An 18,761-nucleotide genomic window follows, 5' to 3' on the forward strand; every position below is an offset into this window, starting at 1 on the left:
GCTTGCAGCACCTACCGGCAAAGCAGAGCGAAGCGCTTCAGCTGTACCAAAGCCTGCCATGCCTGGCCAGCAGGCTAACGGCCTGCTCCGGGCCATTGCTGCCGGCGGCATAGTGGCGTGGCGCCTGAAAGTGTTCCTGCCAACCCTTGATTACCGGGTCGACCCAGTGCCAGGCCGCCTCCACCTCATCGCGGCGCATGAACAGTGTCGAATCACCCTCCACGATGTCCAGCAGCAGGCGTTCGTAAGCTTCCCAGCGGCGGGTCTGGCTGAATACCTGAGCCAGGTTCAGGTCCAGCTCGACCGGTTCCAGCCGCATGCCCCTGCCCGGGCTTTTGGTCATCATGCGCAGGCTGATGCGCTCCTCCGGCTGCAACTGGATCAAAAGCTGGTTGACCTGGCCACCGCTGAACAGCTCGTGGGGTACCGGCTTGAACTGGATGACGATCTGCGACGAGCGGCGCGCCATGCGCTTGCCGGTGCGCAAGTAGAAAGGCACACCTGCCCAGCGCCAGTTGTCGATGTGCGCTTCGATGGCCACGAAGGTTTCGGTATCGCTGTCGTTGTCGACGTCCTTTTCGAAGTAATAGGCCGGCACCTCCTGGCCGCCGATGTGCCCGGCACCATACTGACCGCGCACGGTCTTGTCCTGCACGTCCTGGCCGGTGATGGGTTTGAGGGCCCGCAGGATCTTTACCTTTTCGTCGCGCACCGCTTCAGCCTCGAACTGCGCAGGTGGCTCCATGGCCACCAGGCACAGCAGCTGCAACAGGTGGTTTTGCAGCATGTCGCGGGTTGCCCCGGCGCGGTCGTAGTAGGCGCCGCGGTTTTCTACCCCCAGGGTTTCGCAAACGCTGATCTGGACGTGGTCGACCTGATTGTTGCGCCACACCGGCTCCAACAGGGCGTTGGCGAAGCGCAGGGCCATGAGGTTCTGCACGGTTTCCTTGCCCAGGTAGTGGTCGATGCGAAATACCTGGTTTTCGTCGAACACTGCGCCAATCGCTTCGTTGATGGCGGTGGCCGAGGCTAGCGAGTGACCAATCGGCTTCTCCAGCACGATGCGCGCTTCGGGGTCGGCCAGGCCTGCGTTACGCAGGTGATTGGCAATCGGCACGAACAGGTTGGGAGCTGTGGCCAGGTAGAAAATGCGCGTCAGTCCGCCAGGTTCGCCCAGGTAGCGCGCCAGGCGGCCGAAGTCGGCGCTTTGCGAAGCATCCATGGGGAAGTAGTCGAGGCGCGCGGCAAACCGTTGCCATATGTCTTCGTCGAAGTCATTGCGGGCAATCTGCGCTCGGCAATGGCGTTCTGCGAGCTTGAGGTATTCGTTACGGCTTATGTTGCGGCGGGCGAGGGCGATGATGCGTACCGCGTTGTTCAGACGCGCCTCGCGATACAAGTGATAGAGCGCCGGGAGGAGTTTGTGCAGGGCCAGATCGCCGGTGCCACCGAACACCAGAATGTCGCAAGGAATAGTCAAACCGCCACTCTCCACGTTCGTTTAACTGGGCGGGTTGGCGTCCATGTAGTATAACTACAAGAAAGCTACAACCCGGCCAGTCGATCATAACCGAGTCCAGCCCGTGAATCTGTTGCAACATATCGCCCAATCGCGCCACCTGCTGCGCAAATCGGAACTCAAAGTGGCCGACCACGTGCTGCTCGACCCGGCTGCGGTCATGCACAGCTCGATGGCCGACCTGGCGCACAGCGTGGGTATCAGTGAACCGACGATCGTGCGTTTCTGCCGGGCGATCGGTTGCTCGGGCTTCCAGGACCTGAAATTGAAACTGGCGCAGAGCCTGGCCGCCGGGGCCAGTTTTGGCCAGTTCGCCATTCATGAAGACGACTCGGTTGCCGACTACAGCCTGAAGATTTTCGACACCACCCTGCATACGTTGATGGAAGTGCGCGAGCACCTCGACCCGCATGCGCTGCAACAGGCCGTGAGCGCCATGGCCCAGGCGCAGCGTGTGGAGTTCTATGGCTTTGGTGCATCCGGCGCGGTTGCGGCGGACGCCCAGCACAAGTTCTTCCGCCTGCTGCTCAGTGCGGCCGCGTATTCCGACCCGCACATGCAGGCGATGTCGGCAGTAACCTTGAGGCCTGGCGATGTGGCGGTGTGCATTTCCCAGTCGGGCCGTTCCAAGGACCTGCTGATCACCGCCAACCTGGTGCGTGAGAGCGGTGCCAACCTGATTACCCTGTGCCCAAGCCAGACGCCGCTGGCCGAGCTGTCGACCGTGAACCTGGCGATAGACGTGCATGAAGACACCGAAATCTACACCCCGCTGACCTCGCGTATCGCTCACCTGGTGGTAATCGACGTGCTGGCCATGGGCGTGGCCATGGCGCGCGGCCCGAGCCTGGTCAACCACCTGAAAAGCGTGAAGCGCAGCTTGCGCAGCCTGCGTTTGTCGCCCAAGTCGATCAAGGCTACAGACGACTGATTTCTTTGTCTGCGCAGGCCCTTTCGCGGGTAAACCCGTTCCCACAGGTACTGCGCAGCTCTTGAAATCGGCGTTCTCCCTGTGGGAGCGGGTTTACCCGCGAAAATGCCAGCATAGGCGAAGCAGATTTAACTGTTTTGTCATCGTTCCACAGCAAAACCGTAAACCTTCAAGGCCAGTCTGAAACTCCCGCATCCTATCTGGGAGACAGGCAATGGCACGTGACCACGACGGTATCTACCAACCCAACGCCAAAGCTCGCAAGCAGCAGGAAAAAGATCAGCGCCGCATGGAATACCGCCGCGCGATCGAGGTGTATTGCGACCAACGTCAACTGCTGCGCGACCTGGTGGATTATCCCGAGTTGCAAGCACTCACAGTGTGGCAGTCTTCAGCGGCAACTTCCCCGAAAAACGCTCAACAAGCGCGCTGATCAGCGCACGTTCGCTGCGGATGAACGCCAGAAACGCCAAGGCCACCGGCGACTGCCGCTTGGCCTTGGACTGCACCACGCACCAGCTGCGGTACAGCGGCAGCTCTTCCACCGGTAGCTCCTTCAGCGCACCGGTGGCCAGTTCCAGGTTGACAGCATGGCGGGTCAGCAGGGCAATCCCCAGGCCGGCGATGACGCACTCGCGCTGGGCATCGGCCGAGGCCACCTCCAGGGTCTGGGTGAAATGCACGCGCTTGTCCTTGAAATACTCCTCGCAGGCCTTGCGCGTACCTGAGCCTTGTTCGCGTACCAGCAGGGTATGAGGCTCCAGGTCCTGAAGGCGCAGCTGCTCAAGCTTGCACAGCGGGTGCTCGGGCGGTGCCACCGCGATGATCGGGTTGTTGAGGAACGGCAGAAACTCCAGGCCCATGTCCTGCGGCACCATCGACATGATGATGATGTCGTCGCGGTTGTCCGAAAGGCGGCGGATGGCCTGGGCGCGATTGACCACCGTAAGGGTCAGGTTGACCTCCGGGTGACGCTGCTTGAAGGCGGCGAACAGGTGTGGCACGAAGTACTTGGCGCTGGACTCGATCGCCAGTTTGAGCTGCCCCTGCAATGAGCCCTGCATGTCCGACAGCTGCATGTCCAGGCTCTCGAGGCGCCCGAAGATGTCGCGGCTGGCGCGTTGCAGGGCTTCGGCCGCTTCGGTCAGGTAGAGCTTCTTGCCCACGTACTCGAACAGCGGCTGGCCAATCAGCTCTTCGAGCTGGCGGATCTGTAGACTAACGGCGGGTTGCGTCAGCGACATCTCCTCCGCCGCACGGCTGTACGAGCGCAAATCGCACACCTCATTGAAGATCTGCAATTGACGCAAAGTCATACGCATCAATGACTTACGCATTTTTACCCGCCCTTCGGCAACACCTTGTAACTGCACTATAAGCTTTTACTAATGTTGCCTCTAACAAATATTGATTTTTGTTTATCGAACCACAGCGCTAGGGTGAATACGCGACTGGCCAGCAACGCCTGGCCACGCGCCGACCGGTAGAACCGGCTCGACTGTTCCTACGGCTTTGGGAAGACTCCAGTGATAAAAAAAATCCTGATCGCCAACCGAGGTGAAATCGCAGTTCGGATCGTGCGTGCCTGCGCCGAGATGGGCATACGCTCGGTAGCGATCTATTCCGACGCCGATCGGCACGCATTGCACGTCAAGCGCGCCGACGAAGCCCACAGCATTGGTGCCGAGCCGCTGGCCGGTTACCTGAACCCGCGCAAGCTGGTGAACCTGGCTGTGGAAACCGGCTGTGATGCCCTGCACCCGGGCTACGGCTTCCTGTCGGAAAACGCTGAACTGGCAGAGATCTGCGCCGAGCGCGGGATCAAGTTCATCGGCCCCGCCGCAAACGTCATTCGCGGCATGGGCGACAAGACCGAAGCGCGCCGCACCATGATTGCCGCCGGTGTACCGGTAACCCCGGGCACCGAAGGCAACGTTGCCGATATTCATGAAGCCCTGAGCGAAGGTGAGCGCATCGGTTACCCGGTGATGCTCAAGGCCACCTCCGGAGGCGGCGGCCGCGGTATTCGCCGTTGCAACAGCCGCGAAGAGCTGGAACAGAACTTCCCACGGGTGATTTCCGAGGCCACCAAGGCCTTTGGTTCGGCCGAAGTGTTCCTGGAAAAGTGCATCGTCAACCCCAAGCATATCGAGGCACAGATCCTCGGTGACAGCTTCGGCAACGTGGTGCACCTGTTCGAGCGCGACTGCTCGATCCAGCGCCGTAACCAGAAGCTCATCGAAATTGCTCCAAGCCCCCAGCTCACGCCCGAGCAGCGCGCCTACATCGGCGACCTGGCGGTACGTGCGGCCAAGGCGGTGAACTACGAGAACGCCGGCACCGTGGAGTTCCTGCTCGCCGATGGCGAGGTGTACTTCATGGAAATGAACACCCGGGTGCAGGTGGAGCACACCATCACCGAGGAAATCACCGGTATCGACATTGTCCGTGAGCAGATTCGCATCGCCTCGGGCCTGCCGCTGTCGGTGAAGCAGGAAGACATCCAGCACCGCGGCTACGCGTTGCAGTTCCGCATCAACGCGGAAGACCCGAAGAACAACTTCCTGCCTAGCTTCGGCAAGATCACCCGTTACTACGCCCCCGGCGGCCCGGGTGTTCGTACCGATACAGCGATCTACACCGGCTACACCATTCCGCCGTTCTACGACTCCATGTGCCTGAAACTGGTGGTGTGGGCGTTGACCTGGGAAGAGGCCATGGACCGCGGCCTGCGAGCCCTGGATGACATGCGCGTGCAAGGGGTGAAGACCACCGCCGCGTACTACCAGGAAATCCTGCGCAACCCGGAATTCCGTAGTGGGCAGTTCAATACCAGCTTCGTCGAAAGCCACCCTGAGCTGACCAACTACTCGATCAAGCGCAAACCCGAAGAGCTGGCCCTGGCCATCGCCGCCGCCATCGCCGCCCACGCAGGCCTGTGAGGAAACCTATAATGTCCAAGAAAATTCACGTAACCGACACGATCCTGCGCGACGCCCACCAGTCCCTGCTGGCCACCCGCATGCGTACCGAAGACATGCTGCCGATCTGCGACAAGCTCGACAAAGTCGGCTACTGGTCGCTGGAAGTCTGGGGCGGCGCCACCTTCGACGCCTGCGTGCGCTTCCTCAAGGAAGACCCATGGGAGCGCCTGCGCAAGCTGCGTGCAGCCTTGCCCAACACCCGCCTGCAAATGCTGCTGCGCGGCCAGAACCTGCTGGGCTACCGCCACTACAGCGACGACGTGGTCAAGGCCTTTGTCGCCAAGGCTGCGGTAAACGGCATCGATGTGTTCCGCATCTTCGACGCCATGAACGACGTGCGTAACCTGCGCGTGGCCATCGAAGCGGTCAAGGCCGCCGGCAAGCACGCCCAGGGCACCATCGCCTACACGGTCAGCCCTGTGCACACCATCGACGCCTTTGTTGCCCAGGCCAAGCAGATGGAAGCCATGGGTTGCGACTCGGTGGCAATCAAGGACATGGCCGGCCTACTGACCCCATTCGCCGCTGGTGAACTGGTCAAGGCGCTGAAGGCCGAGCAGTCGCTGCCGGTGTTCATCCACTCCCACGACACTGCCGGCCTGGCCGCCATGTGCCAGCTGAAAGCGGTGGAAAACGGCGCCGACCACATCGACACCGCGATCTCCAGCTTCGCCTGGGGCACCAGCCACCCGGGTACCGAGTCGATGGTTGCTGCGCTCAAGGGCAGCGAGTTCGACACCGGCCTGGACCTGGAGCTGCTGCAGGAAATCGGCTTGTACTTCTACGCCGTGCGCAAGAAGTACCACCAGTTCGAAAGCGAGTTCACCGCCGTGGACACCCGCGTGCAGGTCAACCAGGTGCCGGGCGGCATGATTTCCAACCTGGCCAACCAGCTGAAAGAGCAGGGCGCGCTCAACCGCATGAACGAAGTGCTGGCAGAGATCCCGCGTGTGCGTGAAGACCTCGGCTTCCCGCCGCTGGTGACGCCGACCTCGCAGATCGTCGGTACCCAGGCGTTCTTCAACGTGCTGGCCGGCGAGCGCTACAAGACCATCACCAACGAAGTGAAGCTGTACCTGCAAGGCGGTTACGGCAAGGCCCCGGGTGTGGTCAACGAGCAGCTGCGCCGCCAGGCCATCGGCAGCGAAGAAGTGATCGACGTGCGCCCGGCCGACCTGCTGAAGCCGGAGATGACCAAGCTGCGTGCCGACATCGGTGCCTTGGCCCGTTGCGAAGAAGACGTGCTGACGTTCGCCATGTTCCCGGACATTGGCCGCAAGTTCCTCGAAGAGCGCGAAGCCGGCACCCTTACCCCGGAAGCGTTGTTGCCAATTCCAGAGGCTGGCGCCGTTTCTGCGCCAGGCGGTGAAGGCGTCCCGACCGAGTTTGTCATCGACGTGCACGGCGAAACCTACCGTGTCGACATCACTGGCGTTGGCGTGAAGGCCGAAGGCAAGCGCCACTTCTACCTGTCGATCGACGGCATGCCGGAAGAAGTGGTGTTCGAGCCACTCAACGAGTTCGTCGGCGGGGGCAGCAAGCGCAAGCAAGCCACAGACCCAGGCCACGTCAGCACCAACATGCCAGGCAACATCGTCGATGTACTGGTCAAGGAAGGTGACGTGGTCAAGGCTGGCCAGGCCGTGCTGATCACCGAAGCCATGAAGATGGAAACCGAAGTGCAGGCGGCCATCGCCGGCAAGGTCGTGGCCATCCATGTGGCCAAGGGCGATCGCGTGACGCCGGGTGAGATCCTGATCGAGATCGAAGGCTGAGATAAGCCTTCATCTACAAGCGGTTAACCTCTGGGGAGCGGATGCTCCCCTTTTTTTGTGCTGGATTTGCCGGCCTCCTCGCGGGTAAACCCGCTCCCACAGGATTTCCACAAGCCTTGAGGTCAGAGGTGAACCTGTGGGAGCGGGTTTAACCGCGAAGAGGCCAGCTGATCAGCCACATTTGTCAGCTTTTACGGCATGCCTCAAGCGTTTCTACCTGGCCTCCCGGCTGCTGGTTTTCCTCGCTCAACCACCGTTCGAACCCCGCAGCCACTGCTGGCCATTCATCATCGGTGATCGAATACCACGCCGTATCGCGGTTGTGGTCCTTCACCACCAGGTGCTTGCGGAACACCCCTTCGTAGACGAAGCCGAACCGTTGCGCCGCGCGCTTGGAGCGCGCGTTGGCGTTGTTGCACTTCCACTCCAGCCGGCGGTTGCCCAGTTCGAAGCCCAGCTTGCCCAGCAGGTACACCGCCTCGGTGCCCTTGGGTGTGCGCTGCATGGCGGCGCCGAAGGCGATGTGGCCGATTTCGATGCGGCCGTGGTCGGGCACGATCGACATCAGGCTGAGAATGCCCTGGGCCTGGCCGCTGGGGCGGTCGATGACGGTGTAGAACAGCGGGTCGCGCCCCGCGGCGTTGCCCTCCAGCCAACGGTCGAAGGCAGCACGTTCGGCGAACGGGCCATAGGGCAGGTAGTCCCACAGCGCCGGGTCGGCGGTTGGGCCTTGCAGCACTTCCCAGAGGTCGTCGCCATGGCGCGCCGTGTCGAGCTTTTCCAGGCGGATGAAGCGGCCGTCAATAGGCTCGGCCTCGGGCGTTGCGGCGGGTTTCCAGTTCAATACGTCTGTCATGTTCGGCCTACAAGCCTTTGCGGAATTGAATGAAGCCCGAGCGCTCGGCAACCTGCTGATACAGGCTGATGGCGGTGGCATTGGTTTCGTGGGTCAGCCAGTGCACCTTGATGCAGTTGTCGGCCTTGGCTGTGGTGTAGACGTGCTCGATCAGCTGGCGACCAATGCCCAGGCCACGTTGCGAGCTGTCCACGTACAGGTCCTGCAGGTAGCAGGAGTTTTCGATGCTCCAGTTGGAACGATGGTAGATGAAGTTGACCATCCCCACCGCCTTGCCATCGACCCAGGCCAGTGCCGAATGGGTCGGCTCACGTGGGTCGAGCAGGCGCTGCCAGGTGCTGAGGCTGACTTCATCGGCCAACTCGGTTTCATAGAAGTGCAGGTAGGCCTGCCACAGGGCGAGCCAGGCGGCATGGTCTTGGGCGTTGACGGGGCGCAGGGTAACGCTGGGCATGGGGCTATTCCTTCACAGTTGGCGCATGTGCGCCGCGAGTTGGTTGTCCAGTTGATCAGGGCTGGCGCTCAGGCCTTCACGCACGCCGGAGATGTCTTGCTCGGAGCGGTTCTGGCTGAGCTTGCGCGCACCTTGCAGGCGGGCGATGGGCAGACGGATACCGACGATGGCGCGGAGCATGCCGTCGATGTAATCAGCCGGGGCATCGGCGACGCTCCATGGTTCGTTGCGGCCTTGTTCGTGGCGCTCGGTCAGGCGGCTGACGATAGTCAGTAACGTTGCTGCGTCGTGGATCACCTCCGCCGGGCCATAGGCGTGTACGGCCAGGTAGTTCCAGGTCGGCACGACCTTGGGGTTATCGGCTTTGCTTGGGTAGTAGCCGGGGCTGACATAGGCATCGGCGCCGGGGAAGACCAGCAGGGCTTCGCCACCTTGTGCCAGGTCCTGCCATTGGCGGTTGGCCCGTGCCAGGTGCGCATAGACGGTGCCAAACTCGCCTTCGCCCGTGTCGACCAGTACCGGCAGGTGTGTGGCCAACAGGCCTTGCTCCCCTTGGCTGACCAGCACGGCCAGGCGGGTGTCGAGCATGTGCTGGTGCAGGCGGCCGAGGTCGTGCTCCTGGTGGGGTTTGCTGTTGTACATGCTCGGTTTCCTTGTGCAATGGTGCCATCCTAGGCAGGCTATTGGTTCTGGGTAAGAGCCATTACTGCCTGTTTTGATAGGTCCAATGCCATGCGCGATAACCCCCTCGTCTTGCCTTTCGACCCTTCCGGAATCGCCTTGGACCGCCGCCGCGGGCTCAGCCAGCAGCTGTACCAGGCGCTGCGCGCGCGAGTGCTGGACGGCCGTTTGAGCAGCGGTACCCGGCTGCCGGCCACCCGCGAGTTGGCCACCATGCTGGTGCTGTCACGCAACAGCGTGGTGCGGGCCTATGACCAGTTGTACGCCGAGGGCTACATCGAAAGCCGGGTGGGCGATGGCACCTATGTAAGCCGGCTACCAAAACTATCCACACAAGTATCCACAGGGTTATCCCATGGGTTATCAACAGACTTATCCACATTTCCAGTAAAAGACACTGAGGATTTATCCAGCAACCGACGTTCCAGCGGGGCTTTTCAGCGGCTGAAAACCAACCACTTGCCGCCGCCAAGAAGCGGCCAGCCGCGTGCTTTTCGCGTCGGTATTCCCGCATTCGACCTGTTCCCGTTTGACGTCTGGGCCAAGCTGCAGGCGGGTTTCTGGCGTAATCCTAGCCCCGCACAACTGGGTTATGGCGACCCTGCGGGCGAGCCGATGCTGCGCGAACTGATCGCTGCCTACTTGCGTCGCTCGCGTGGGCTGAGTTGCATGGCTGAACAAATTGTGATCACCAGTGGTGCACAGCAGGCCATCAGCCTTTGTGCACAGTTGCTGTTGCAACCTGGCGACGGTGTGGCTGTGGAAAACCCGGGGTATCGGGCGGCTGGCCATGCTTTCACACTGGCGGGTGGCCGAGTGCTTGGCGTACCGGTGGATGAAGAGGGGATGGACTGCGGCCGGCTCGGTCAGTTGGAGGATTGCCGGCTGGCCTACGTGACGCCTGCTCACCAATACCCGACCGGGGTAACCATGAGCCTGGCGCGTCGCCTGGAACTGCTGGCCTGGGCTGACCGCAACGATGGCTGGATCATCGAGGACGACTACGATGGCGAGTACCGGTACAGCGGCGCGCCTTTGGCTCCGTTGGCGGCACTCGACCGGCACGGGCGGGTACTGTACGTCGGCACCTTCGGCAAGATTGCCTTCCCGGCGCTGCGCCTGGGCTATCTGGTACTCCCACCGCAGTTGGCGCAGGCGTTCAGCCAGGGCAAGGCGCTTGCGGTGCGACATTCAGAGGTCAGCAACCAATGCGTGATGGCCGAGTTCATCGCCCGCGGGCACTTTCAGCGGCATATCCGGCGCATGCGCAAGGCAGCGTTGAGCCGACGCAATGTGCTCAAGGCAGGCTGGCCTGTGGATATTCCAGGTTTGGGCGCCATGCCGGCAGTGGCAGCCGGGCTGCATGTGAAGGTTGATGTGGATAACTTCGCGCGGGAGCAGGCACTGGTGGCCAAGGCTGAAGCGGTGGGTGTGGAGGTTACGCCGCTGAGTAATTTCTGGTTGGCGGACAGCGAGGTGCCTGTGGATAAGCGGGCAGGGCTGGTGCTGGGCTTTGCAGCGGTACCGGAGGTGGAGATTGCCGAGGCGTTGTTGAAACTGCGCAAGGCCTGGAGAAAGTGAATGGGGCCGCTATGCGGCCCAATCGCCGGCAAGCCGGCTCCCACAGAGTCCGCGTGGCATGCGACCAATGTGGAAGTGGGCGACTCAGGTGCCGGACTTGATCCGCGTCCAGGCCCGGGTCCTGGCCCGCTCGGCATCCCGCGCAAGGGGCTTGAGGGTATACAGCTTGGCCATCGCCTCCGCCGTCGGGTACAGGTTGGGGTTGTTGCGAATCGCCGGGTTCACCTTGTCGGTCGCATCCTTGTTCGGGTTGGGGTACCCGACAAAGTCGCTGATCGGCGCAATCACCTCTGGCCGCAGCAGGTAGTTGATGAACGTATGGGCATCTTCCGGGTTGGCCGCATTCTTCGGAATCGCCAGCATGTCGAACCAGATCGGCGCGCCTTCCTTGGGCAGGCGCATGTCCACTACCACGTCGTTCTTGGCTTCGCGGGCGCGGTTGGCGGCCTGTGAGAAGCTGCCGCTGTAGCCCACCGCCACGCAGATATCGCCATTGGCGATGTCTGCCATGTACTTCGAGGAGTGGAAGTAGGTGATGTACGGGCGAATCTTCAGCATCAGTGCCTCAGCCTTCTTGTAGTCGGCCGGTTTGTCACTGTTCGGTGGCAAGCCCAGGTACTGCAGGGCCAGCGGCAGAATTTCCGAAGGCGAGTCGAGCAGGGCCACGCCGCACTGCTTGAGCTTGGCGATGTTCTCTTCCTTGAAGATCAGGTCCCAGCTGTCTACCGGCGCATTATCGCCGAGCGCCGCCTTGACCTTGGCCGGGTTGAAGCCGATCAGCACGGTGCCGTACATGTACGGCACGGCAAACTTGTTGCCCGGGTCGTTGGCCTCGATCAGCTTCATCAGTGCCGGGTCCAGGTGTTGCCAGTTCGGCAGCTTGCTGCGGTCCAGCGGCTGGAATACCCCGGCCTCGATCTGCTTGGCGAGGAACACGTTGGATGGCACCACCACGTCATAGCCGGAGTTGCCGGTGAGCAGCTTGGCCTCCAGCGCTTCGTTGGTGTCGAAGATGTCGTAGATCAGTTTGACGCCGCTGTCCTTCTGGAAGTCGGTCAAGGTCTGCGGGGTGATGTAATCGAACCAGTTATACACACGCAAGGTGCGCTGCTCGGCCTGGGCTTGCAGGGCACCGGTGAACAGGGTGGCAGCGATGAACGGGGCGAGCAGACGCTTGAGTCGGACCATTACCGGGCTCCTGGCTGGGCGCGCTGGAAGCCTTCCAGCACATTGACCGCGTTGATACCGATTTCTTCCACAGCGTAGCCGCCTTCCATCACGAACAGGGTCGGCTTGCCGAGCTGGGCGATGCGCTTGCCCATTTCCAGGTAATCGGGGCTGTCGAGCTTGAACTGGGAGATGGGGTCGTCCTTGAAGGTGTCCACGCCCAGCGAAATGACCAGCACATCGGCGTCATAGCGGGCAATGCGCTGGCAGGCGTCTTCCAGGGCGGCGTTCCAGGCGGCCCAATCGCTACCGGCCGGCAATGGGTAATTGATGTTGCAGCCCTCGCCGGCACCCTCGCCGGTTTCGTCGGCATAACCGAGGAAGAACGGAAATTCATCCTGTGGGTCACCGTGGATCGAGGCGAAGAACACGTCGTCGCGGCTGTAGAAGATGTCCTGGGTGCCGTTGCCGTGGTGGTAGTCGACGTCGAGGATGGCGACTTTGCGCTTGCCCTGGTCGAGGAACGCCTGAGCGGCGATGGCAGCGTTGTTCAGGTAGCAGTAGCCGCCCATCACTTCACCTGCGGCGTGGTGCCCTGGCGGACGGCACAGCGCGAACGCCGAATGGGCGCCTTGCTGGATTGCTGCCTGGGCGGTAAGGGCGACCTGGGCAGCGCTGTAGGCCGCTTGCCAGGTGCCAGCGGTGATCGGCGCACCGGCATCGAAGCTGTAATAGCCCAGCTCACCGTGCAGGCCAGTGGGTTTTACCTGGCGCAGGGTGCGAGCAGGCCAGGTGAACGGCAGCAGGTCGCCTTCCTGGCCCAGTGCAGCCCAGCGGGCCCAGGCGCCTTCGAAGAAGTTCAGGTAATCGGCGCTGTGGACACGCAGCAACGGCGCGCGGCCGAAGTCAGTCGGGCCCTGGATATCGCCGAGGTTGCGCTTTTTCACCTGGTCGAGCACATGGTCGGCGCGCGAAGGCATTTCGAAACAGGGCATCAGCTTGCCGTCGATCAGCTCGCAGCGGCCATGGTGCAGGCGGTGGTCATCGGAATAGATCGTCAGCATTGTTGTTCTCCGGTGGGTACTGGCGTGGGTCCATTGTCAGCGGCGGGTCAGTAGCGGAGAACGACGCAAATGGCCAAAAGGGGATCGATGTGGCCAAGGTTGATTAGCCTGTGCTGGCCCTATCGCCGGCAAGCCAGCTCCCACAAGTACCGCACAGGCCTTGAATGCAGCGCAGTACCTGTGGGAGCCGGCTTGCCGGCGATAGGGCCGGAACAGGTCAACCGCGGAAGTGGCTGGGTGCCACACCACTCCAGCGCTGGAAGGCATGGCGGAAACTGGCCGTCTCGCTGAACCCCAACGTTTCGGCAATACGGTAGATGGGCATCTGCTCATCGGCCAGCAACTGCTTGGCGCGCTCGAACCTGAGCTCGTCCAGCAGCTGTTGATAACTGCTGCCCAGCGCCTGCAAATGCCGGCGCAAGGTGCGCGAGGAGCAGTTCATCTGCCGTGCCAGGCCTTCCAGCCCAGGCGCGGCATCCAGTTGCTGCGTAAGCAACTGACGGATCCGCCCCAGCCAGGCCTGACGGCCGGTGAACTCAAGGTTCAGGCGCCGGCAGCGCTCGCTCATGGCTTGGTGGGTAATCGGGTCGGCCAGCGGCAGGGGCGTATCCAGCCAGCGCCGCTCGAAGGCAAAGGCATTGTCCTCGGCGGCGAAACCGACGGGGCACTGGAATGCACCGGCATAGCGCGCGTGATAGCCGGGCCGTGGGTGCTCGAAGCGGGCGGCCAGCAATGGTAGCGTGCGGCCAAGCAGGTCGTCGCAAATGACTTTCAGCGACACCATGCAGAATTCTGCGTTGAAAGCGCTCAGCGCCGGGCTGTCGTGGTAATCGCTGGCGCTGAACCAGACCCGCTGGCCATCGTCGATCAACCGCAGCTTGAAGACTGTTCCCAGCAGTGCCGGATATTGCAGCGCCAGGCGCAAGGCGTCACCCAAAGTGGCACTGGAGAGCAGGGCGTAACCCAGCATGCCGTAGCACGACACGTGCATGCGGCGGCCCAGTTCCAGGCCGATGTCCTCGCGCCGGGCTACGGCGTTGGCGCACACCTGCAGTTCCTGCTGGGTGGTGATGCGCGCATCGGCGTGCCCCAGGTCTGCCGGGCCAATGCCGCTGCCGGCCAGCAGCGCAGAAGCCTCGCAACCGTCTGCCTGGAAGACGTTGAGGATCAGCGAAACTGCGTTCAGGGTGGTCAGGTGACTGTGCAGCATGCTGGGTAATCCCGGGGGGCTGGGATGCATTATGGAGCAAGTTGTGTGCCGATATCCCGGTGCCGCTTGCGACCCCACCATCTCTCAGGCAAAAAAAAGGCCCGAAGCAATCGCTCGGGCCTTGAAAGGTTGAGAGGTGTCTAGTCCCTTAACCTGGTGAGACTGTTTGCAGCGGCCGGGTTACGCCTTCAGCGGAACCAGACGTGGAGCGATCATGTTTTCCGGACGCAGGATGTCGTTGAGCATCTCTTCGTCCAGCAGCTTCTCTTCGCGCACCAGTTCCAGTACGCCGCGGCCGGTTTCCAGGGCAACGCGGGCGATACGGGTGGCGTTTTCGTAGCCGATGTACGGGTTCAGGGCGGTGACCAGGCCGATCGAGTGCTCGACCAGTTCACGGCAGCGCTGTTCGTTGGCAGTGATGCCGACGATGCAGTGCTCGCGCAGCATGTCCATGGCGCGTTGCAGCAGGCGGATCGAGTCGAAGATCTTGTAGGCGATCAGCGGCTCCATCACGTTCAGCTGCAGCTGGCCACCTTCGGCGGCGACGGTCAGGGCCAGGTCGTTGCCCATGATGGCGAAGGCGACTTGGTTGACGGCTTCCGGGATAACCGGGTTGACCTTGCCTGGCATGATCGAGCTGCCTGGCTGACGCGCTGGCAGGTTGATCTCGTTGATGCCGGTGCGCGGGCCGCTGGACAGCAGGCGCAGGTCGTTGCAGATCTTCGACAGCTTGACCGCGGTACGCTTGAGCATGCCGGAGAACAGTACGAAGGCGCCCATGTCGGAGGTGGCTTCGATCAGGTCGGCAGCCGGTACCAGCGGCTGGCCGCTGATGGTTGCCAGGCGCTGTACGGCGAGCATCTGGTAGCCCGGGTCGGCGTTGATGCCGGTACCGATGGCAGTACCACCCAGGTTGATTTCGGTCAGCAGCTCAGGCGCCAGCGAACGCAGACGGTTGAGGTCTTCGGTCATGGTGGTGGCGAAGGCGCGGAATTCCTGGCCCAGGGTCATCGGCACGGCGTCCTGCAGCTGGGTACGGCCCATCTTCAGTACGTGGTCGAACTCTTTACCTTTGGCAGCGAAGGCCTGGATCAGGCTGTCGAGGCTGGCCAGCAGGGCATCGTGACCCAGCAGCAGGCCCAGGCGGATAGCGGTCGGGTAGGCGTCGTTGGTCGACTGCGCCATGTTCACATCGTTGTTCGGGTGCAGGTACTGGTACTCACCCTTCTGGTGGCCCATGGCCTCCAGCGCGATGTTGGCGATGACTTCGTTGGCGTTCATGTTGGTAGAAGTACCAGCACCGCCTTGAATCATGTCCACCACGAACTGCTCGTGGTAGTCGCCCTTGATCAGTCGTGCGCAGGCTGCGCTGATCGCGGCGTGCTTGGCATCGCTCAAGTGCCCCAGCTCACGGTTGGCGTCAGCAGCTGCCTGCTTGACCATCGCCAGGCCGACTACCAGTTTCGGGTAGTGCGACAGCGGAACGCCGGAGAGGTGGAAGTTGTTGGCAGCGCGCAGGGTCTGGATGCCGTAGTAGGCATCAGCAGGAACTTCAAGGGTACCCAACAGATCTTTTTCGACGCGGAACGATGCAGCGGAGGACATGATGTATATCATCTCGATATTGACCCGGCACATGCCGGAATGGCGCCAATCCTAGGCCTGAAGGTGATTTTGCGGCCAATGCTGTTGCACGCTAACCTATGCACAAACGGCATAGTGTTTCATGTGACGCCAATTGACATTCGAGCGTGTTCCATTTTGGTGCACGCCGGGAGATGTGCTTCGTGAACCTTGAAAGCAAATGGCTGGAAGATTTCAGTGCGCTGGCTTCTACCCGCAGTTTTTCCCAGGCCGCAGAGCGGCGTTTCGTCACCCAACCGGCCTTCAGCCGGCGTATCCGCAGCCTCGAAGCGGCGTTGGGGCTGCAACTGGTGAATCGTTCCCGCACGCCCATCGAACTGACAGAGGCCGGCCAGCTTTTTCTCGTCACGGCGCGCACTGTTGTCGACCAGTTGAGCGAAATTCTCCGCCATTTGCATCATCTTGAGGGCGGGCAGGGCGAGGTGGTGCAGGTGGCTGCGGCACACTCCCTGGCGTCGGGCTTTTTCCCCCGGTGGGTGGCCCAGTTGCGCAACGACGGTTTGAACATCGCCACCCGCCTGGTTGCGACTAACGTCGGAGATGCCGTGCATGCATTACGTGAAGGTGGCTGCGACCTGATGCTGGCCTTCTATGACCCGGACGCGGCCTTGCAGATGGATGCCGAGATCTTCCCGTCGTTGCACATGGGCAACACCGAAATGTTGCCGGTGTGCGCCGTGGATGGCGAGGGCAAGCCGTTGTTCGACCTGGAAGGTGAGGGCAGCGTGCCGTTGTTGGCCTATACCGCTGGCGCCTTCCTGGGCCGGTCGGTCAATTTGCTGCTGCGTCAGCGCAACCTGCGCTATACCACGGTCTATGAAACCGCCATGGCCGACAGCCTCAAGAGCATGGCGCTTGAGGGCATGGGTATTGCCTGGGTACCGCGCCTGTCGATGCGTGGCGAGCTGGAACGGGGCGAGCTGGCCGTCTGCGGCGGCAGCCAGTGGCACGTGCCACTGGAAATTCGCCTGTACCGCTGCGCCCTGGTGCGCAAGGCCAACGTCAGGCTGTTGTGGCGCAAGCTCGAGGGTACGGCGACGGTTGACCCAAAAGTCAGCCAAAGCCCCGAAAAATAAGGCCCGACAGTTGGTCGCCGGGGTGCCTTAAACGCACCACCTTACGGTATACTGCGCGGCCTTTCGACCGGATGCGTCCGGTCCAGATCAGCAAACAAGCCACGCCGGTCGTCCCGCGTGGCTTGTTGTTTTTTGACGCGCCCGCGGGCGCACAAGCGAAGAGGCTCGACGATGAGTGCACTGGTTGGCGTGATCATGGGCTCCAAGTCCGATTGGTCCACCCTTAGCCACACCGCCGATATGCTGGAAAAACTCGGCATTCCCTACGAAGTGAAGGTGGTTTCTGCCCACCGCACCCCGGATCTGCTGTTCCAGTATGCCGAGGAGGCCGAAGGCCGCGGCATCGAGGTGATCATCGCCGGTGCCGGTGGCGCAGCCCACCTGCCAGGCATGTGCGCCGCCAAGACCCACCTGCCGGTGCTGGGCGTGCCGGTGCAGTCGTCGATGCTGTCGGGTGTCGATTCGCTGCTGTCGATCGTGCAGATGCCAGCCGGCGTGCCGGTTGCCACGCTGGCCATCGGCCGTGCCGGTGCGATCAACGCCGCGCTGCTGTCGGCCAGCATCCTGGGCGCCAAGTACCCGCAGTACCACGCGGCGCTCAAGCAGTTCCGCACGGAACAGACCGACACTGTGCTGGACAACCCAGACCCGCGCCAGGCTTGAGGCTCAACCCATGAAGATCGGTGTAATCGGTGGCGGCCAGCTGGGCCGCATGCTGGCCCTGGCGGGCACCCCGCTGGGCATGAACTTCGCTTTCCTCGACCCGGCACCGGATGCTTGTGCCGCGCCGTTGGGCGAGCACCTGCGGGCCGACTACGGCGACCAGGACCACCTGCGCCAGCTGGCCGACGAAGTCGACCTGGTCACCTTCGAGTTCGAAAGCGTCCCGGCCGAGACCGTGGCCTTCCTCTCGCAGTTCGTGCCGGTGTACCCCAGCGCCGAAGCGCTGCGCATCGCCCGCGACCGTCTGTTTGAAAAGAGCATGTTCCGCGACCTGGGTATCCCGACCCCGGCCTTCGCCGACATCCTCTCCCAGGCAGACCTGGACGCTGCGGTAGCCAGCATCGGCCTGCCGGCCGTGCTGAAAACCCGCACCCTGGGTTACGACGGCAAGGGCCAGAAGGTGCTGCGCACGCCAGAAGACGTGGTAGGCACCTTCGCCGAGCTGGGCAGCGTGCCGTGCCTGCTGGAAGGCTTCGTACCGTTTACCGGCGAAGTGTCGCTGGTGGCCGTGCGTGCCCGTGATGGCGAAACCCGCTTCTACCCGCTGGTGCACAACACCCACGAAAGCGGCATCCTGCGCCTGTCGGTAGCCAGCCAGGCGCACCCGCTGCAGGCCCTGGCCGAAGACTACGTGGGCCGTGTGCTGCAGAAGCTGGACTACGTCGGCGTCATGGCCTTCGAGTTCTTCGAGGTTGACGGTGGCCTGAAGGCCAACGAAATCGCCCCGCGCGTGCACAATTCCGGGCACTGGACGATTGAAGGTGCCGAGTGCAGCCAGTTCGAGAACCACCTGCGCGCCGTTGCCGGCCTGCCGCTGGGCTCGACCGCCAAGGTGGGCGAGAGCGCGATGCTCAACTTCATCGGTGAAGTGCCGGCCGTGGACAAGGTTGTCGCCATCGGCGACTGCCACCTGCACCACTACGGCAAGGCCTTCAAGGTCGGCCGCAAGGTTGGCCACGCCACCCTGCGCTGCCATGACATGGCCACCCTCGAGCGCAAGATTGCCGAGGTAGAGGCTCTGATCAGCAACTGATCGGGCTGTAAATCGAACTTCTGCAAGCGGCTTGCCCTCTGAACATGGCAACAAGCTAAAGCC

At 62.3% G+C, this 18,761-nt stretch carries 17 protein-coding genes; 8 read left to right on the forward strand and 9 right to left on the reverse strand.

Annotated elements, in window-relative coordinates:
* Positions 1-37 precede the first annotated feature (37 nt).
* On the reverse strand, positions 38-1,480 hold the full coding sequence (zwf, locus tag E8E78_RS23275; protein WP_049273951.1) for a glucose-6-phosphate dehydrogenase: 1,443 nt from the start codon (positions 1,478-1,480) through the stop codon (positions 38-40).
* A 103-nt stretch (positions 1,481-1,583) separates the two neighbouring features.
* Here zwf and hexR point away from each other — a divergent pair, with 103 nt between their 5' ends.
* Together hexR and E8E78_RS23285 are read left to right on the forward strand one after the other, a co-directional pair.
* Entirely contained in the window at positions 1,584-2,450 is an 867-nt protein-coding gene (hexR, locus tag E8E78_RS23280) for a transcriptional regulator HexR (RefSeq protein ID WP_016489869.1), read from the forward strand.
* Positions 2,451-2,664: 214 nt separating this feature from the next.
* Positions 2,665-2,883, forward strand: a complete 219-nt coding sequence (locus tag E8E78_RS23285; RefSeq protein ID WP_080889157.1) for a hypothetical protein — start codon at positions 2,665-2,667, stop codon at positions 2,881-2,883.
* Here E8E78_RS23285 and E8E78_RS23290 read toward each other — a convergent pair.
* A complete protein-coding gene (locus E8E78_RS23290; RefSeq protein WP_049273953.1) occupies positions 2,825-3,787 on the reverse strand; it encodes a LysR family transcriptional regulator in 963 nt (320 codons plus the stop codon). The two genes, E8E78_RS23285 and E8E78_RS23290, sit on opposite strands and share 59 nt — an antisense overlap.
* A gap of 189 nt (positions 3,788-3,976) precedes the next feature.
* Here E8E78_RS23290 and E8E78_RS23295 point away from each other — a divergent pair, with 189 nt between their 5' ends.
* Together E8E78_RS23295 and oadA are read left to right on the forward strand one after the other, a co-directional pair.
* Positions 3,977-5,392 carry an acetyl-CoA carboxylase biotin carboxylase subunit gene (locus tag E8E78_RS23295; protein ID WP_016502270.1) on the forward strand — a complete coding sequence of 472 codons (1,416 nt, stop codon included), beginning with the start codon at positions 3,977-3,979 and terminating at the stop codon, positions 5,390-5,392.
* An 11-nt stretch (positions 5,393-5,403) separates the two neighbouring features.
* Positions 5,404-7,209, forward strand: a complete 1,806-nt coding sequence (oadA, locus tag E8E78_RS23300) for a sodium-extruding oxaloacetate decarboxylase subunit alpha (RefSeq protein ID WP_016502269.1) — start codon at positions 5,404-5,406, stop codon at positions 7,207-7,209.
* A 184-nt stretch (positions 7,210-7,393) separates the two neighbouring features.
* Here the strand turns inward: oadA and E8E78_RS23305 are convergent, their stop codons facing one another.
* Genes E8E78_RS23305 through E8E78_RS23315 form a run of 3 tightly spaced genes read right to left on the reverse strand, consistent with a single transcriptional unit; the run spans position 7,394 to position 9,161 of the window.
* Complete coding sequence (locus E8E78_RS23305) at positions 7,394-8,065, reverse strand: GNAT family protein (RefSeq protein ID WP_049273955.1); 672 nt, start codon at positions 8,063-8,065, stop codon at positions 7,394-7,396.
* Positions 8,066-8,072: 7 nt separating this feature from the next.
* On the reverse strand, positions 8,073-8,519 hold the full coding sequence (locus E8E78_RS23310) for a GNAT family N-acetyltransferase (RefSeq protein ID WP_016502267.1): 447 nt from the start codon (positions 8,517-8,519) through the stop codon (positions 8,073-8,075).
* A 12-nt stretch (positions 8,520-8,531) separates the two neighbouring features.
* Positions 8,532-9,161 (reverse strand): FMN-binding negative transcriptional regulator, encoded by a 630-nt coding sequence (locus tag E8E78_RS23315; protein WP_049273957.1) that lies wholly within the window; start codon positions 9,159-9,161, stop codon positions 8,532-8,534.
* Positions 9,162-9,251: 90 nt separating this feature from the next.
* Here E8E78_RS23315 and E8E78_RS23320 point away from each other — a divergent pair, with 90 nt between their 5' ends.
* Positions 9,252-10,781: a PLP-dependent aminotransferase family protein gene (locus E8E78_RS23320; protein WP_049273958.1), complete on the forward strand. Its 1,530-nt coding sequence runs from the start codon at positions 9,252-9,254 to the stop codon at positions 10,779-10,781.
* A gap of 84 nt (positions 10,782-10,865) precedes the next feature.
* Here the strand turns inward: E8E78_RS23320 and E8E78_RS23325 are convergent, their stop codons facing one another.
* From E8E78_RS23325 to aspA, 4 genes are all read right to left on the reverse strand, one after another.
* Positions 10,866-11,969, reverse strand: coding sequence for a polyamine ABC transporter substrate-binding protein (locus tag E8E78_RS23325; protein ID WP_016502264.1), 1,104 nt, complete (start codon positions 11,967-11,969; stop codon positions 10,866-10,868).
* Complete coding sequence (locus E8E78_RS23330; protein WP_049273960.1) at positions 11,969-13,012, reverse strand: histone deacetylase family protein; 1,044 nt, start codon at positions 13,010-13,012, stop codon at positions 11,969-11,971. Before E8E78_RS23330 ends, E8E78_RS23325 begins: the two co-directional genes overlap by 1 nt.
* A 217-nt stretch (positions 13,013-13,229) precedes the next feature.
* A complete protein-coding gene (locus E8E78_RS23335; protein WP_049273962.1) occupies positions 13,230-14,222 on the reverse strand; it encodes an AraC family transcriptional regulator in 993 nt (330 codons plus the stop codon).
* A gap of 180 nt (positions 14,223-14,402) precedes the next feature.
* The gene (gene aspA / locus E8E78_RS23340; protein ID WP_041168153.1) at positions 14,403-15,827 is read right to left on the reverse strand and encodes an aspartate ammonia-lyase; all 1,425 of its coding nucleotides are present in this window, start codon (positions 15,825-15,827) and stop codon (positions 14,403-14,405) included.
* A 182-nt stretch (positions 15,828-16,009) separates the two neighbouring features.
* On the opposite strand from aspA, the gene E8E78_RS23345 reads away from it, so the two are divergent.
* The 3 genes from E8E78_RS23345 (at position 16,010) to E8E78_RS23355 (ending at position 18,698) form a co-directional block, all read left to right on the forward strand.
* Positions 16,010-16,942, forward strand: a complete 933-nt coding sequence (locus E8E78_RS23345) for a LysR substrate-binding domain-containing protein (RefSeq protein ID WP_162471777.1) — start codon at positions 16,010-16,012, stop codon at positions 16,940-16,942.
* A gap of 171 nt (positions 16,943-17,113) precedes the next feature.
* Positions 17,114-17,605: a 5-(carboxyamino)imidazole ribonucleotide mutase gene (gene purE, locus E8E78_RS23350; protein ID WP_016489856.1), complete on the forward strand. Its 492-nt coding sequence runs from the start codon at positions 17,114-17,116 to the stop codon at positions 17,603-17,605.
* 10 nt (positions 17,606-17,615) lie between these two features.
* Positions 17,616-18,698: a 5-(carboxyamino)imidazole ribonucleotide synthase gene (locus E8E78_RS23355; protein WP_016502259.1), complete on the forward strand. Its 1,083-nt coding sequence runs from the start codon at positions 17,616-17,618 to the stop codon at positions 18,696-18,698.
* Positions 18,699-18,761: the final 63 nt, after the last annotated feature.

Origin of the sequence: Pseudomonas sp. BN505 (assembly GCF_029873175.1) — a bacterium.
GTDB lineage: Bacteria > Pseudomonadota > Gammaproteobacteria > Pseudomonadales > Pseudomonadaceae > Aquipseudomonas > Aquipseudomonas putida.